The 14,956-nt window shown below is 57.0% G+C and carries 12 protein-coding genes; 10 read left to right on the forward strand and 2 right to left on the reverse strand.

Annotation, left to right across the window (positions count from 1 at the left end; translation table 11 throughout):
• Positions 1–27: 27 nt before the first annotated feature.
• The 10 genes from AO726_RS06930 (at position 28) to AO726_RS06975 (ending at position 13,482) form a co-directional block, all read left to right on the forward strand.
• Entirely contained in the window at positions 28–2,403 is a 2,376-nt protein-coding gene (locus tag AO726_RS06930; protein WP_058067344.1) for an efflux RND transporter permease subunit, read from the forward strand.
• A 60-nt stretch (positions 2,404–2,463) separates the two neighbouring features.
• Entirely contained in the window at positions 2,464–4,062 is a 1,599-nt protein-coding gene (locus tag AO726_RS06935; protein WP_058067345.1) for a DUF1302 family protein, read from the forward strand.
• A 20-nt stretch (positions 4,063–4,082) separates the two neighbouring features.
• Positions 4,083–5,339 (forward strand): DUF1329 domain-containing protein, encoded by a 1,257-nt coding sequence (locus AO726_RS06940; RefSeq protein ID WP_058067346.1) that lies wholly within the window; start codon positions 4,083–4,085, stop codon positions 5,337–5,339.
• 139 nt (positions 5,340–5,478) lie between these two features.
• Positions 5,479–6,579: an alcohol dehydrogenase catalytic domain-containing protein gene (locus AO726_RS06945; RefSeq protein WP_342633117.1), complete on the forward strand. Its 1,101-nt coding sequence runs from the start codon at positions 5,479–5,481 to the stop codon at positions 6,577–6,579.
• A 54-nt stretch (positions 6,580–6,633) separates the two neighbouring features.
• Positions 6,634–7,176 carry a cupin domain-containing protein gene (locus AO726_RS06950; RefSeq protein ID WP_058067347.1) on the forward strand — a complete coding sequence of 181 codons (543 nt, stop codon included), beginning with the start codon at positions 6,634–6,636 and terminating at the stop codon, positions 7,174–7,176.
• Between the two features lie 432 nt (positions 7,177–7,608).
• Entirely contained in the window at positions 7,609–8,607 is a 999-nt protein-coding gene (locus AO726_RS06955) for an AraC family transcriptional regulator (RefSeq protein WP_058067348.1), read from the forward strand.
• Positions 8,608–8,750: 143 nt separating this feature from the next.
• Positions 8,751–10,085 carry a Rieske 2Fe-2S domain-containing protein gene (locus AO726_RS06960; protein ID WP_058067349.1) on the forward strand — a complete coding sequence of 445 codons (1,335 nt, stop codon included), beginning with the start codon at positions 8,751–8,753 and terminating at the stop codon, positions 10,083–10,085.
• Positions 10,086–10,141: 56 nt separating this feature from the next.
• A complete protein-coding gene (locus tag AO726_RS06965) occupies positions 10,142–11,005 on the forward strand; it encodes an alpha/beta fold hydrolase (RefSeq protein ID WP_058067350.1) in 864 nt (287 codons plus the stop codon).
• Complete coding sequence (locus AO726_RS06970; RefSeq protein ID WP_058067351.1) at positions 11,002–12,408, forward strand: amidase; 1,407 nt, start codon at positions 11,002–11,004, stop codon at positions 12,406–12,408. The genes AO726_RS06965 and AO726_RS06970 overlap by 4 nt, the downstream gene beginning before the upstream one ends.
• 78 nt (positions 12,409–12,486) lie before the next feature.
• A complete protein-coding gene (locus AO726_RS06975) occupies positions 12,487–13,482 on the forward strand; it encodes an AraC family transcriptional regulator (protein WP_058067352.1) in 996 nt (331 codons plus the stop codon).
• 111 nt (positions 13,483–13,593) lie between these two features.
• Here the strand turns inward: AO726_RS06975 and AO726_RS06980 are convergent, their stop codons facing one another.
• Positions 13,594–13,908, reverse strand: coding sequence for an antibiotic biosynthesis monooxygenase family protein (locus AO726_RS06980; protein WP_058067353.1), 315 nt, complete (start codon positions 13,906–13,908; stop codon positions 13,594–13,596).
• The gene (locus AO726_RS06985) at positions 13,898–14,911 is read right to left on the reverse strand and encodes a zinc-dependent alcohol dehydrogenase family protein (RefSeq protein ID WP_058067354.1); all 1,014 of its coding nucleotides are present in this window, start codon (positions 14,909–14,911) and stop codon (positions 13,898–13,900) included. Before AO726_RS06985 ends, AO726_RS06980 begins: the two co-directional genes overlap by 11 nt.
• Positions 14,912–14,956 lie beyond the last annotated feature (45 nt).

Below are 14,956 nucleotides of genomic sequence, written 5' to 3' on the forward strand. Positions count from 1 at the left end.
TTTGCCTAACGCAAGCGAGAGTTTTCCATGATCGAACGTATTGCCGAATTTTGCATCCGGCGCCGCAATTGGGTGGCCAGCAGCCTGCTGTTGGTGACGCTGATTCTCGGCTGGTTTGCCCTGCACGTTGAAGTACGCACTGTCTTCGAAGACATGCTGCCAACGCGCCACGAGTACATCAAAACCCACAACGAGTTCAAAGACACCTTTGGCGGTTCAAACATGGTCACCATCATGTTCGAGGCCAAAGAGGGCGACATTTTCCAGAAGGAATTGCTGGATAAAGTCCGCACGGTGACCTTGGGCTTGCGTGAAGTCTCTGCAGTTAACCAGTACCAGATCACCTCGCTGGCCTCCAAGAAGCTCAAAGAAGTGCGCGCCAGCACCATGGGCATCGCCAGCGTGCCACTGATGTGGCCGGATCTGCCGGCTACGGCAGAGGAGATGGATGCGCTGAAACAGGCGGTGCTGCGTAACCCGCTGGTGTATGGCCCGTATGTATCCCGTGATCTGAAAGCTACGCTGGTGACGGTCGACTTTATCGACGAACAGGTGGAATACGGCACCGTATTCAAAGAAATACGCGCGCTGATTAACAGCGTCGAGGACGACAGTGTCAGCGTTCACATCGTCGGTGACCCGATCCTGTTCGGCTGGGTCGGCCATTACCTGCCGGAAACCGTGCAGCTGGTGGCCGCTGCGCTGACGTTGACCCTGTTCATGCTGTTTGTGTTGTTGCGGACCTGGCGTGGTGTGCTTCTGCCAATGCTGGCCGGTGCAGTGAGTGCGTCGTGGGCGCTGGGTATCTGCCGCCTGCTCGACATCAACTTCGAGCCGCTGGTGATTGTGGTGGCGATGTTGATCACCTCCCGAGCGGTCTCGCACTCGGTGCAGATCGTTAACCGCTTCGACGATGAGCTGGAAATCCTCCCGCCGGGCGCAGACACCGGCCGTATTGCCGCAAAAGTGGCGCTGGCTGATCTGTTCCGTCCAGGCATGCTGGGAGTGATCGCTGATGCTGCAGTGATGGCGGTGGTGGCCCTGAGCCCGATCCCGATGCTGCAAAAGCTGACCGTTCTGGCTTGCGTGTGGGTCGCCACGCTGACCATCAGTGCAGTGATCCTGACCCCGGTGATGCTCTCGTACATCCGCAAGCCGCACGGCTGGGTGCACCCGATCAACTGCATTCCTGCGCTGAGTAAAGTGCTGGATCTGGCCACGCGTGTCAGCTTGTCCCGTGGTCGTTATGTGGTTCTGGCCGGTTCACTGCTGGTGGTGATCTGCACTGGTCTTTATTCGCTGAACATGAAAATTGGTGATGCCAACCCTGGTTCGCCGATTCTGTGGCCAGAATCCACCTACAACGTCGACTCTGCTGCGATCAACGAGCGCTTCGAAGGCGTGGACCGCATGTTTGTGGTGCTCGGTGACGAAGACAACCGTGGTTTTGTGCGCAGCACCGAAGCCCTGCAGGCCATGAACGGTTTGCAGCGCTTTATGGAGGCACAGCCGGAAGTGGGTGGCTCGATCTCGTTGGCGGATGTGATCCCGCAAATGAACGCCAGCCTGCGCGAAGGTAACCCCCGTTATCTGGAAATCGGCAGCAGTGACGCGGTCAACGGCAGTCTGGTGGCTATGCTCGACTCCGTATCTGAGCCGGGCGACCTGTCGCGCTTTGCTGATGAGCAATACGCCAACGGCGCGGTCACTCTGATGTTCCGTGACCGCCAGGGCGAGACCATCCGCACTGCTGTGGCACGGGTTAAGGAATACATCGACAGCCATCCGCTGACCACTGGCCAGTGGCAACTGGCGGGCGGCCAGATTGGTGTGATGGCGGCGGTCAACGAAATCATCCTGGCCAGCCAGATTGAGGCTGTGGCCCTGGCGCTGATGGTGCTGGCGGTGATTTGTACCGTGGTTTACCGCGCCAGCATCGCCGGCATGGTGTTCATGGTGCCGGTGATCATTTCCAACATGGTCACCTACGCCTACATGACCTGGCAGGACATCGGCATGAGCATCAACACCGTGCCGGTTGCCGCCCTCGGCATTGGTCTGGGTGTGGATTACGCGTTCTACATCGCCGACCGCATCAAAGAAGAAGTCGCCCACGGCAAATCGCCGGAAGAGGCAGTGCGCATCTCGCTGCACACCGCAGGTATGGGCGTCATCGTGACTGCCAGCGTACTGATCGTAGCGACCCTGTTGTGGTGGCTGTCGTCCCTGCGCTTCCAGGCCGAGATGGGTCTGTTGATGGCGATCTGGCTCAGCGTTTCTGCATTCAGCTCGCTGTTTGTCATGCCAGCCCTGCTCTACGTGTTCCGCCCGCGCTTCATTTTTGGCGATGGGCAACCGGCGCCGGCCGCCGAAAAGCCGAACTCCTCGTTTCAGATGGCTTGAGACGACACAAAAACAACAGCAATCGATCAATCGCTGCCGCAACCTCTGGGGAGAATCACCATGAACAAGCTTATCCGGGGCACGCAACCGCAAGCCTCGTTTAAAAAGCTGGCTCTGGCTGTAGCACTGGGTGTGGTCACCACACCCGTGCTGGCTGAAACCTTTACGTACGATGGTTATCTGCGTCAGGAAATGTCCTGGAACATGAAGGACTGGGAAGACACGCCCGGTTACGATGACAAGGGCAAGCTTTCCATGATGCGCAGCACCGTCCGTGCAAACCTGCAGTGGAAACCAACTGACACCCTGTCCTTCGTCGCCAAGCTGCGCGGTGTTCGTGAAGTTGAAACCAACTTCCTCAAGCACCTGGAGAAAATGGGCGCGAACAACTACCACGAAGCGGATGGTCGCGGTGACATTACGGATCTCTACGACAAGAACGAGATTCGTGAGCTGTACGTAGATTTCCCGATGGGCGACCGCACCTGGGTTCGTCTGGGTAAGCAGCAGATCGCCTGGGGTGAGACTGACTTCTTCGCCGCCAACGACCTGGTTCACGGCTTCGACAACACCTGGCGTTCCTTCCTCGAGCCGGCGAACGAGGAGCTGCGTAAGACCAACATCATGGCCAAGTTCAACATCGATGTTCCCGAGTTGAACGGCGGTATCGAGATGTTTATCCGCCCGGGTCTGGACAGCAAAAAAGACATCGGTACCGAGATCGACATCTACGGCGGTCGCTGGTCCAGCCAGCCTTATGCCGGCGTCGACTTCCGCAACATCGACCCGTACAACTTCAACCATGAAGATGGCGACCGTCATGACGTTACCGGCGGTATTCGCTGGAATGGTCTGTGGGGCGACACCAACTACTCGCTTTCCTACCTGAAGACCTACTGGAACGCACCGATCATGAACGCTTCCAACAACCTGGCGTTGTTGGGTATGCCGGAGGTGCCAAGTGGTGCTGTGACCACTGACGGTGACCAAACCCGTGGTATAGCAGGCGAGATCATCTACCCGATCGTCGATGTGTTCGGCTTCACTGCCAGCCAATACTCCTCAGCTGTAGATGCAGTGTTCAGTACCGAACTGGCCTACATCAAAGACGCGCCGTACCAGTTCGAAGCGGCAACGCCAACGCTGATCAGCCAATACGTAGCGGCTGGTTTTGACGGTTACACCAAGAAAGACGTGCTGGCTCTGATGGTGCGTATGGATAAAAACCTGGCCTTTACCCAGAACCTGTTGGGTACTGAAAAGCCGGCGTTCTTCTCCGTGCAGCTGTTTGACAAGTGGGTTCAGAACTACGACGAAGACGACAACCTGCTGTACAGCGTAGGTTGGGGCGGCAAGGTCAAGGAGCACTCGGTCATGGGTACTGCGATCCTCGACATGAGCTACGCCAACGGCCGTATTCGCCCGAACCTGGTGGTCGGTGCAGACCTGAGCAACGGCGGTGGTTTCGTCGTTCCGTCGGTGACCTTCGAGCTGTCCAGCAAGCTGAAGTGGAAAGTCGAGTACGACCATTTCTGGGACACCGGTTACCACGACGACAAGTGTGAGCCAGGCAACCTGGCTACCTGCGAAAACACCAGCCTGTTCGGTTACCTGCATAACCGCGATCAGCTGTACACCAGCCTGACTTACCTGTTCTGAGTGATATCGGAGACTCAATCATGACTACATTTCGTCGTGCACTGCTGGCTGGCCTGATCGCCGCCAGCACTGTCGGTGCAGCACAGGCCGGTGAAGTTCCGGCGGGCACTGTGATCAATGCCGCCAACATCGACCAGCTGAAGAATGAAACCTTTGAAGGTCACACCATTTCCAGTCTGCTGACTGAAAAGTTGGAGTGGCGTATCCGCAACAACGGCATGCAAATGACCTTGGCTGCTTCCCAGGAAGTGCCGCTGGATCCGCGTTGGGTTGCGGCGTCTAAGGCCAACGAAGGCAAGACCAGCATCAACAAAGAAGCCTGCCGTGTTGATGGTTGGGGTGCCGGTGCGCCGTTCCCGACTATCGACGTAAATGACGCCCAGGCTGCGGAAAAAATCGTCTGGAACTTCCACTTGGGTCAGATCGTCGGTGACGTATCTCAGGTGCCGAGCTACACCCAACTGCTGATCGATGGCAAAAAGGGCGTTCACGCTGAACCGGTTGCCGAGTTCACCCGTTACGCCATGAAAGGCCGCCTGACCGGTGACAGCTCTGTGGAAGGTGATGGCAGCGAGCGTGGCCGCCAGCTGCTGTACTTCAAATCGCCTTCCGACATGAAGGGTCTGGGCACTTACACCGTGATGTATGACTCGGACAAAGTTAACAGCGTTTGGGCTTACATCCCGGCTGTGCGCCGTGTCCGTCAGCTCTCCGGCGGTGCATGGATGGACCCGGTAGGTTCCTCTGACCAACTGCAGGATGACCTGGAAATCTTTAACGCCCGTCCGTGCTGGTACCCGGAATACAAACTGCTGGGTAAGCGCAACATCCTGGCAGTGACTGCAAGCAAAACCGGTGCAGATATCTGGAACAAAGAGGGTAAAGACTACGCAACCCGTTATCCGGTAATGGACCCGAATCCGCCTTACTGGAACTTCATCGGCAACAGCTACGAAGTGCGTGAAGTGTATGTGGTCGAGGCGATCACGCCGTCGATCCACCCATACAGCAAGAAGGTTCTGTACATCGACACCAAGTTCCCGCGTATTCACTACGGTGAGGCTTACAACCGTAAGGGCGAGTTCTGGAAATTCATGGAATTCCATTCCTACTCCAACGTGAAGGATGGCGACATCCGCACCACCGCAGGTTCTGTGATCGACTTCCAGCGTAACCACGCGACCATTTCGATCATCGACACCACTGCATGGCGTACTAACTTCGACGCTAAGTCGACTCAGTTCTCCCTGCAGGCACTGCAAGCAGCAGGACGCTGATTGCCGCAACACCCCTTGTGTGACTCCGCCCGGGCCAGCAATGGCCTGGGCTCTTTCTATAAAAAGCCTGTTTACAGGTGTGTCAGACGGGTCGCTTGGCCTTGCGCCGTAGTCGCGATCCAAGGAGTGTCCTGTGTCAATGATGCAAGCAGCTCGTTTACATGAAATTGGCGGTCGCTTTGTCGTCGATCAAATTCCAGTTCCAACCCCTGGCCCGCATGATGTGCTGGTCAAAGTCGCTGCCAGCGGCATCATCCCAAATTTAAAAAACGTCACTACGCACTTTCCTGAGTGGTATCCGTTTCTGCCATTGCCGCAATTGCCGGCTATTTTCGGTCTTGATTCCGCCGGCACCGTAGCCGCAGTTGGCTCCGCCGTGACCACATTCAAGCCGGGTGACCGGGTTTATGTGAATCCGGGTGTGGGGTGTGGCGAATGCCGCCATTGCCGTGAAGGTGATGCACCGCGCTGCGAGTCTTACACCTTTATGGGTTACTTCGGTTTTGGCCCGGGTTCGCAGGAAGTCTTCAAACGTTATTCCTATGCCGGTTATGGCCAGTACATGACCGCACATACTCACAATCTGGTGCGTCTGCCGGATTGCCTGAGCTTTGCTGAAGCCACTCGGTTCGGTTACCTGGGCACTGCTTATTCGGCCATTCGCAAGGCTGAGCTGCGTCCTTCGCAAAACATTCTGATCCTCGGTGCCAGCGGTACGCTGGGCGTGGGCGCGACTTTGCTGGCGCTGGCATTTGGTGCCTCGCGCGTACTGGTTGTGGCCCGTGACAAAGAGGCGCTTGAGCGCCTGCAAGCACTCGACCCGCGTCGGGTGATTCCGGTTCAAATCGGCAACGGTTCGATTCAGGATCAGGTACGCGCATTGCTGCCTTGCGGTGTCGATTCCATGCTCGATACGTTGGGCGCGAAAGCGCCGACTGAGCTGTCGGTAGATGCCATGGGCGCTGTTGCCCGTGGTGGTCGCATCGTGCAGATCGGTGGTGTGGCCGGACCGATTCCAATTGATCCGCACCCATTTATGTGTGCCCAACTGCAATACATTGGCTCGCTGTGGTTTACCACCACGCAGGGAGAAGAGATGGCCAGCATGGTCGAGGCCGGCTTGCTGAACTTGTCTCAGCTGGAGTCTCGCGCTTATCCCCTTGAGCAGTTGAACGAAGCGCTTGAAGACATTCAGGCACACGGCAACGGCTTCACCAACTTCCACATTCTGCATCAATAAGTCAGGCGTGCGGTGGCTGTCAGAGGCCACTGCCGCTGCATCAAGGAGTACTGCATGTCGCGCGCAAAATGTGTAGTGACTGGTCACGACGCACAGGGCCGTTCCCGGGTCGTCAGTTCCGGGCCGGTACCTGGCGATGAATCTTTCGTACATACGCCAGGCTTCAGTGTGGCGGTGTACTGGCAAACCACAGCCAATGCTGAAGTCGGCAATGTGCAACCTAACCCGCTGGCTGAGCTGACCAGCATTTTGCCCCCGGCAGGCGGCACCAGTGCCATGTTCGTAACGTTCCCCCCGCACTCAGACCAGGTGCCTTCTGAGGAGCAGTTGAAAGCTGCTGCTGAGGAACTGGCGGTGCGTGTGCCGGGTATGGCGCAACGCTTTGAAGAGGATGAGCCAGGTTTCCATCGCACCGAAACCATTGACTACGGTGTGCTCATCGAAGGTGAGCTGACACTGTGCCTGGATGACGGTGTTACCAGCGTGCTCAAACCGGGTGATGTTGTGGTGCAAATGGGTACTCGCCATGCGTGGCGTAACACCGGTAACACACCGGCTCGGATGATGTTTGTAATGGTTGATGCCACCCGCCGCTGAGCATATTCAGCGAGGGTTTTTTCCGAAATAACGGCGAGGTGTCTGGAACGGGCATCTTGCCGATTATTGAGGTTGGCGCTGATGGCTCGGCAGGGTGTTTTTCCCCCATTAGCGGCATCTAACGGAAAAAATTGATCTGGATCAAAGTGGGCACGCTAAATGCTTGTTTTACCAATGTTTAGGGCACCCTGAGTCCACAGCAGCCAAAGTGCTGAGACTCTGTACGAAGTGAGCGTTATAGCGCTTGTCAGTATGCGACGCCTTGGGCGATGCCTTGCACTGAGTCGGGGCGCCAGAAAAGGCGCCGATCCAAACTGGCTCAGCTCGCTCTGCGATAACAAGAATGGCTTGTGGCATGAACCACAAGCCGCACAAGAAGAATCGTGAGATAGCGCGGCCTGGTTGCCTGCCAGGCCGTAGAGGGTTGTAAAAATGGAACAGTTGAGTTTCCGTCCGGTCACTCCGCCTGAGGCGGTGTTGGCGCGATTTGAAGTGTGCCGTACTCGTGATGTTGAAGAAGCGCGACACTGGGGCGAAAAAATCTTCTGCGAGAATCACATCTGCAACCTCGACAGCAAAAGTCCACTGAATACACGCATTTTCTACCGCAAGGTTGGTGGTATTGGCATCGGCCGAATGAGCTATGGCGCAAACGTCACGATTAAGCCTGACGTACTGGATACTTTTGCTCTGATTCAAATGCCCATTCGTGGTCAGGAGAAGATCGATATCGGCGGTCAGAGCGTGTTGTGCAACCCTCGCCAGGGGGCTGTCATCAATCCAGTGTCACGCTCGGTTTTCAATCATGAAGCGGACACAGAAAAGCTCATCATCCGAGTTGAGCGAAATCTGCTGGACCGCCACTGTCAGCAGCTGCTCGGGCGCACCCTGCGTCACACTGTTGAATTTGAACCCAATATGCCGCTTTACACCGAGGCCGGGGCCCGCTGGCTGCGCATGATCGGTTGGGTCTATGACTGCCTGTCTGTTGAGGACGAACTGTCACCGCTGATAGCTTCGCAAATGGAGAGTGGACTGATCACCATGCTGTTGACCAACCAACCGCACAGCTATTCGCAAGAGTTGTGTGCAGAAGGGCCTTCGTTGGCGCCATCGTTTGTGAAGCGGGTAGAACGTTACATTGAGGACCATGCTCACGAGCCGATTTCGATTGTCGATATGGCCGAACACGCAGGTGTCAGCAGCCGCTCGTTGTTCACCGGTTTCCGCCGTTATCGCAACACCTCACCAATGACCTATCTGAAGGAAATCCGTCTGCGTCGAGTCAACGAAGAGCTGCGCAAACTAAGCCCTGGATCCGATACGGTGACGGCGGTAGCGTTTCGTTGGGGCTTCAGTCACCTCGGTCATTTCACCACGGACTACAAGCGCCGCTTTGGTGAAAGTCCGTCGGAAACCCTGGCTAAGTAATATCCCTATATTGCGTGCATCTTTTTGCACTGGCGGGATAAGCCAAACGGTATATGGAGCGTCAGTGCGCTCGCACCTTCTTAGGATGACATCAACCGCGCCACATAGGGTGGCGCTTTCCTGTCAGCTAGGGAGAATAAAAAATGTCCGAGCAGCCAATTGTTCGCCGGCGGGTTGTCAAAACGGGTATCAGTGACGCCCGCACCAACAATGCTAAAACACAAAGTCAGTACCAGCCTTATAAAGATGCAGCCTGGGGCTTCATCAACCACTGGTACCCGGCTTTGTTCTCCCACGAGCTGCCGGAAGATGAGGTTGAGGGTATCCAGATTTGTGGTATCCCAATCGTACTGCGCCGTGTAAACGGTAAAGTTTTCGCGCTGAAAGACCAGTGTCTGCACCGTGGTGTGCGTCTGTCCGAGAAGCCAATGTGCTTCAACAAGAGCACCATTTCCTGCTGGTACCACGGCTTCACCTTCGACCTGGAAAGCGGTGAGCTGGTGACCATCGTTGCCAACCCGGACGACAAACTGGTCGGCACCACCGGCATCACTTCGTACCCGGTTCATGAAGTCAACGGCATGATCTTCGTCTTCGTTCGTGAAGATGACTTCCCGCTGGAAGACGTTCCGCCGTTGTCCCACGACCTGCCGTTCCGCTTCCCGGAAAACAACGAGAAGTTCCCTCATCCGCTGTGGCCGGACACCCCGAGCGTACTCGACGAAAACGCTCAGATCCGCGGTATTCACCGTACCGGTTACGGCAACTGGCGTATCGCCTGTGAGAACGGCTTCGACAACGCTCACATCCTGGTGCACAAAGACAACGCCATTGTTCACGCAATGGATTGGGTTCTGCCGCTGGGCATTCTGCCGGCCTCTGACGACTGCATTTCCGTTGTAGAAGACGAGAACGGCCCGAAAGGTCTGATGCAGTGGATGTTCACAGATAAGTGGAAGCCGGTTCTGGAAAACCCGAAACTGGACCTGAAAGTGGAAGGTGTGAAGGGTCGTTTCTACCGTACATCCGTTGTTCTGCCGGGCGTTCTGATGGTGGAAAACTGGCCGGAAGAGCACGTTGTACAGTACGAGTGGTACGTGCCGATCACTGACGACACCCACGAATACTGGGAAATCCTGGTACGCATCTGCCCGACCGAAGAAGACGTCAAGAAATTCGACTACCGCTTCAAGTACATGTACGAGCCGCTGTGCCTACACGGTTTCAACGACTGCGACCTGTATGCCCGTGAAGCCATGCAGAACTTCTACACCGACGGCACCGGCTGGGACGACGAGCAACTGGTTGCGACCGATATCTCGCCGATCACCTGGCGTAAGGTGGCATCGCGCTGGAACCGCGGTATCGCTAAACCGGGTCGCGGTGTACCGGGTTCCGTGAAGACCAGCAGTCTGATCTTCAAGGACACCGCAGACGGTCATCGCCCTGGTTACAAAGTGCGCAAGATCGAAGAGTGATCCTCCAGAACCAGCGTCCGGAAACGGGCGCTGGTTTTCTCTTTCCGGATACCCCTATGTCAACAGAGTCCCCAAGCGAAAGTCTGTTCGTATGGGTCGACGGTGTCCGCTTGCACTACCAAGTGCTGGGGCATGACACCGGACGCCCACCCATTATCTTTACCCACGGTGGTGGCCCGGGCAGCACAGCCTGGAGCAATTTCCGCCTAAGTGCTGCAACGTTTGCAGCCAATCATCGCTGTTACTTCCTCGATTTCCCCCAATTTGGTCGCTCCGACATGGTGCCGGTTCAAGGTCCACTGTGGAGTTGGCATGCTCGCAAATTGCTGGGCTTTATGGATGCCGTGAGCATCGCCAAAGCGCATCTGATCAATCAGTCATTCGGTGGCGGCGTGGCCCTGCGTCTGGCGGCTGATCACCCTGAGCGTGTGGCGCGCATCATCACCATCGGCTCACAGCCGGTCGATCAGGGCGTACTCGCACCGCTGCCGCTGTTCAGCAAGCATGCGGCCAACCTGATGGGTGATTACTACCTCGAAGGCGGCGGGCCGAGCCTGGACAAAATGCGCGTACTGCTGCAGCGCTACGAGCTGCATGACGACAGCCGTCTGGACGATGAAAACCTGCGCCTGCGCTTTCAGGCCAGCAATAACCCGGAGTACATCCAACTGCTGAAAACGCCAGGTGCGTTTGGCGAGTGGGAAAACCTGTTGCCCGTGCTGCCGCATATCCAAGCACCAGTGCTTCTGTGCTGGGGGCTGCATGACTGGTTTGGCAGTGTCGACGTGCCGATGATGATGCTCAACCGCCTGCGCAATGCTCAGCTGCATGTGTTTGGCAATGCGGCCCACCATCTGCAGACGGAGTGCCCGGATGAATTCAATCGTCTGGCTGTAAGTTTTATCGGAGCTGAGCAATGAGCCTGCCTGACGATCTGCACTATCTGGAGATGCAAGAACTGTCCTTGCTGATCCGTACCCGCAAGATTTCTCCGATTGAAGTGACCGAGGCCATGCTGGCGCGCATTGACGCGCTGGACGGCGAGCTGCACAGCTACGCCCGCGTCACACCAGAGCTGGCGCTGGAGCAGGCCCGTGAAGCCGAAGCCGAGCTGGCTAAAGGCATCTGCCGCAGCCCGTTCCACGGTATTCCGCTGGCCTACAAAGACCTGTTCGACACTGCCGGTGTGGTGACTGCCGCCGGTATGCCGGTGCACGCCAACCGCGTGCCGCAGCAAGACGCCACCGTGGTTGCACGGTTGCGTGAAGCCGGTGTGGTCATGCTCGGTAAACTGCAAATGACGGAAGGCGCGTTTGCCATTCATCATCCGACTATTGAGCCGCCAGTAAACCCGTGGGGTGCCAACCACTGGACTGGCGCATCCTCCAGCGGTTGTGGCGTGGCCACTGCGGCCGGCCTGTGCTTCGGCGCGCTGGGCAGTGACACCGGTGGCTCGATTCGCTTCCCTTGCGCGGCTAACGGCTTGACCGGACTGAAGCCAACGTGGGGACGGGTCAGCCGTTATGGCGCGTTTGAGATGGCGGCCAGCCTCGATCATGTCGGACCGATGACTCGCAGCGCCCGCGATACCTTGTTCCTGCTTTCGACCATTGCCGGACACGATCCGCTTGACCCGACCTCCATGCCCAGCGTGTGTTTGGAGATTCCCGGTATCGACGACAGCTTTAAAGGCCTGCGCATCGGTATCGACGAAAGCTGGTTAAGCGAAGGTGTAGACCCTGAAATCCAGCAGGCCCTGCAAGCGGTGATGCAACTGATTGCCGGAGCCGGTGGCCAGCTGATCCGCATCCGGATGCCGGACGCCCGGGCCGTCAGCAGTAATTGGGAAGCCCATTGTGGCGTGCAGACTGCTGTCGCCCATGCAGATACTTATCCACAGCGTGCCAGCGAGTACGGCCCGGCACTGAGTCGTCTGATCGACGGCGGCAGGGCGCTGAGCGGCATGGACTACCAGCGTATTTTGCTCGACGCGCAGCGTTTCACTGGTGAGATGGACGCACTGATGAATGAGCTGGATGTGGTACTTGCACCGGTACAGCCGTATGCCGCACCGACCCACGCCAAGCTGGCCAGCCTGGCCCTGGACCCTGAGGCCAACCGCCGCCTGATCCAATTCACCGCACCGTTCAACGTCAGTGGTCATCCGTGTCTGAGTCTGCCCATCGGGTTTACCCAGAGCGACATGCCCATCGGCGGCCAGTTCATCGCCCGTAAAGGCGGTGAGGCAGTCTTGTGCCGTGCCGGTATGGCGGTGCAAAAAATAAGCGACTGGCATCGCCGCCGTCCGGCGGCTTATCAGTGAGGTAACGCATGGCGGCTCTCTCCCGGTTCCCAGCACTGCAAGCAGCGCATCATGCCGTGGTAAAGGGGAGGGTGCGCCATGACTAACCGCCTTGAATTGCACGGTTATCAGTCTCTTCAGGTCTTGCGCTCTCGGGACCTGGAGGAGACTCGCAAACTGGTGGCGGATGTCTTTTGTGAACACCGCCTGCAGGCCGGCAGCAGCGAGCACCTGAACTACCAGCACAGCTACCTCAGCACCGGACGCCTGAGCTTCAGCCAGATTCGTTACGGTGCAGAGGTCAATATCCAGCCTGAAACGCTGGATAGCTTCTACCTGATTCAGCTGCCTGTGGCCGGGCATGACACCCTGCGAATCTGTGGGCGTGAACAGCACAGCGATCATCGTCACGGCAGTGTTCACGGCCCGGATGAAAGCCTGGAAATGAACTGGAGCAGTGACTGCCGCAAACTGGTGGTGCGCATAGAACGTGAAGCCCTCGAACTGCACGCCAGCAGTTTGTACGGACAGGTTATACAGCGGCCTCTGCGCTTCTATTCGGGAATGAACCTCGACCACCCTGCCTGCGCTGCCTGGCGCAACACTGCACGGCATATTTTCGGGGAATTGCAGCGTTCGCCCCAGCTGTTTGAGATGTCACTGATCCGCACGCAGTTCGAACAGACACTAATGACCGCCTTACTGTCATGGCAACCGCATAACCTGCTGGATGAATCGCAACAGATGGTTCCCCGCGTGTTGCCCCGTCACGTCAAACTGGCTGCTGATTACATGCAGGCCAACCCTGAAGACAACATCACTGTGGAATGCCTCGTCGCCATCAGCGGCGTCAGCGGCCGTACTCTGTTTGCCGGTTTTGCCAAGTTCATGGGCATGAGCCCCATGCGCTATCTACGCGACGTACGCCTGGACCGTGTTCACCAAGACCTGCTCGACCCCTGCAAACCCCGCAGCGTCACCCAAGTCGCCACCCGCTGGGGTTTTTACCAGCTCGGTCGTATGGCCAGCGACTACCGTAAACGCTTTGGCGAAAGCCCGAGAGAGACGCTGGCGCGAAGTGGTCTCAAGTACTGAGAGCGAGCGTTGACGGCTCGAGATTTGAAGGGGGCTCCATTGCTAACCGGAGTTATCGGGCCGTGCAAGCAAGCGTCAGCCGGCCCGATGAATCCGTGCATTGTGCAACCCTTAGAATCCAGGGTCGCTTTTAACAAAGGCAGCTCCCTCGATGTGATAGACCTGCGGCTCTTGTGAGAAGTATTTCTCCAAGCCCAGCATGAACATCTGATGGTCCTCACTCGCCTCGAAGCCCGGCGTGTGATCCTCCAGAGATTGCCAGCGCACGATCAGGTTGAATTGTTCTGGGGTTTCAATTCCCTGGGCCAGCATGTGCCCGCCGTAACCCTTTGCTCGGCTGAGCAACGGCGTGACTTGTTCGAACGCACGTCTGAACGCTTCAATCTGTTCTTTGTAAACGGGCAGTACAGCGATCTCATAAACCATGCTGTTCACCTGCTGTGGATGCAACGGCTGTGGGTTGCTGTGATGGCGTGACTGCAATCGCGATTTTTCCCCGGAGGCCGTTGTTTGGGCTTTCCAGGCGTGCATGGGCGAGCCCAAGGTCTTGAAGTGAGTAGACGGCACCGACATGCGGGCGCAACTGACCACGTTCAATCAATACGCTTAGCTCATCAAGCTTGCCGCGGTTTTGTCTGGTGAAGACGAAGTGATAACTGGCGTTCTTACCCCAAGCCTGAATCAGGTTCTGTGGTTGGGTAATGTCTACGATGCTGACCACCCGGCCGAGTTGCGCGAGGGCATCGGGGCTGCGGGATAATGTGTCGCCGCCGATAGTGTCAAAGATCACATCTACGCCTCGCCCATCCGTTTCCCGATTGATTGCCTCGACGTAGTCTTCCTTCTCATAGTCGATGACGACATCGGCACCCATGCTGCGTGCAAATTCAAAGTTTGTTTCACGAACAGTCGTAAAGACCCGGGCACCAATGGCCTTAGCCAACTGGATGGCCAGATGGCCTACGCCTCCTGCTCCGCCGTGAATCAGAATGCTTTCGCCCACTTTAAGCGACGCCCGTACGGTGAGTGCCTCCCATGCTGTTCCACCGGCCAGGCTCAGACTTGCCGCCTCGAGATGGCTCAACGCGGATGGCTTTTTACCGATGATGTTTTGTGATGCTACGTGGTACTCGGCATAACTTCCTGAGCCGTCAAATATCTGTGTCGTGTACCAGACTTCGTCGCCGGGAGCGAAGGCCGTAACGCCCGGGCCAACTTCAGCGACCACACCTGATACGTCGTGCCCGCTAATCGTGGGCAGGGCTACCAAGTCCGCATAGTCGCCACGGCGGACCTGATAATCCAGCGGGTTGATAGAGGTTGCATAAACCTGGACCAGCACTTGTCCCGCGCCCGGAACGGGCCTTGGTACATCGCTCAGTTCGAACGAATCGGGGCCGCCGAATGAGTTGAGAATCATCGCTTTCATGGTAAATCCTTATTTCTATAAAAAGGGATATCGAGAAATATCGAT

This window comes from Pseudomonas sp. TTU2014-080ASC (assembly GCF_001446935.1).
In the GTDB taxonomy this organism is placed as follows: domain Bacteria; phylum Pseudomonadota; class Gammaproteobacteria; order Pseudomonadales; family Pseudomonadaceae; genus Aquipseudomonas.

Bases quoted from the DNA above. Each gene is read 5' to 3' on its own strand.
- AO726_RS06980 (WP_058067353.1), bottom strand. From the start codon at position 13,908: ATGGTTTATGAGATCGCTGTACTGCCCGTTTACAAAGAACAGATTGAA.
- AO726_RS06930 (WP_058067344.1), top strand. From the start codon at position 28: ATGATCGAACGTATTGCCGAATTTTGCATCCGGCGCCGCAATTGGGTG.
- AO726_RS06955 (WP_058067348.1), top strand. From the start codon at position 7,609: ATGGAACAGTTGAGTTTCCGTCCGGTCACTCCGCCTGAGGCGGTGTTG.
- AO726_RS06960 (WP_058067349.1), top strand. From the start codon at position 8,751: ATGTCCGAGCAGCCAATTGTTCGCCGGCGGGTTGTCAAAACGGGTATC.
- AO726_RS06945 (WP_342633117.1), top strand. From the start codon at position 5,479: ATGATGCAAGCAGCTCGTTTACATGAAATTGGCGGTCGCTTTGTCGTC.
- AO726_RS06950 (WP_058067347.1), top strand. From the start codon at position 6,634: ATGTCGCGCGCAAAATGTGTAGTGACTGGTCACGACGCACAGGGCCGT.
- AO726_RS06985 (WP_058067354.1), bottom strand. From the start codon at position 14,911: ATGAAAGCGATGATTCTCAACTCATTCGGCGGCCCCGATTCGTTCGAA.
- AO726_RS06940 (WP_058067346.1), top strand. From the start codon at position 4,083: ATGACTACATTTCGTCGTGCACTGCTGGCTGGCCTGATCGCCGCCAGC.
- AO726_RS06935 (WP_058067345.1), top strand. From the start codon at position 2,464: ATGAACAAGCTTATCCGGGGCACGCAACCGCAAGCCTCGTTTAAAAAG.
- AO726_RS06970 (WP_058067351.1), top strand. From the start codon at position 11,002: ATGAGCCTGCCTGACGATCTGCACTATCTGGAGATGCAAGAACTGTCC.
- AO726_RS06975 (WP_058067352.1), top strand. From the start codon at position 12,487: ATGACTAACCGCCTTGAATTGCACGGTTATCAGTCTCTTCAGGTCTTG.
- AO726_RS06965 (WP_058067350.1), top strand. From the start codon at position 10,142: ATGTCAACAGAGTCCCCAAGCGAAAGTCTGTTCGTATGGGTCGACGGT.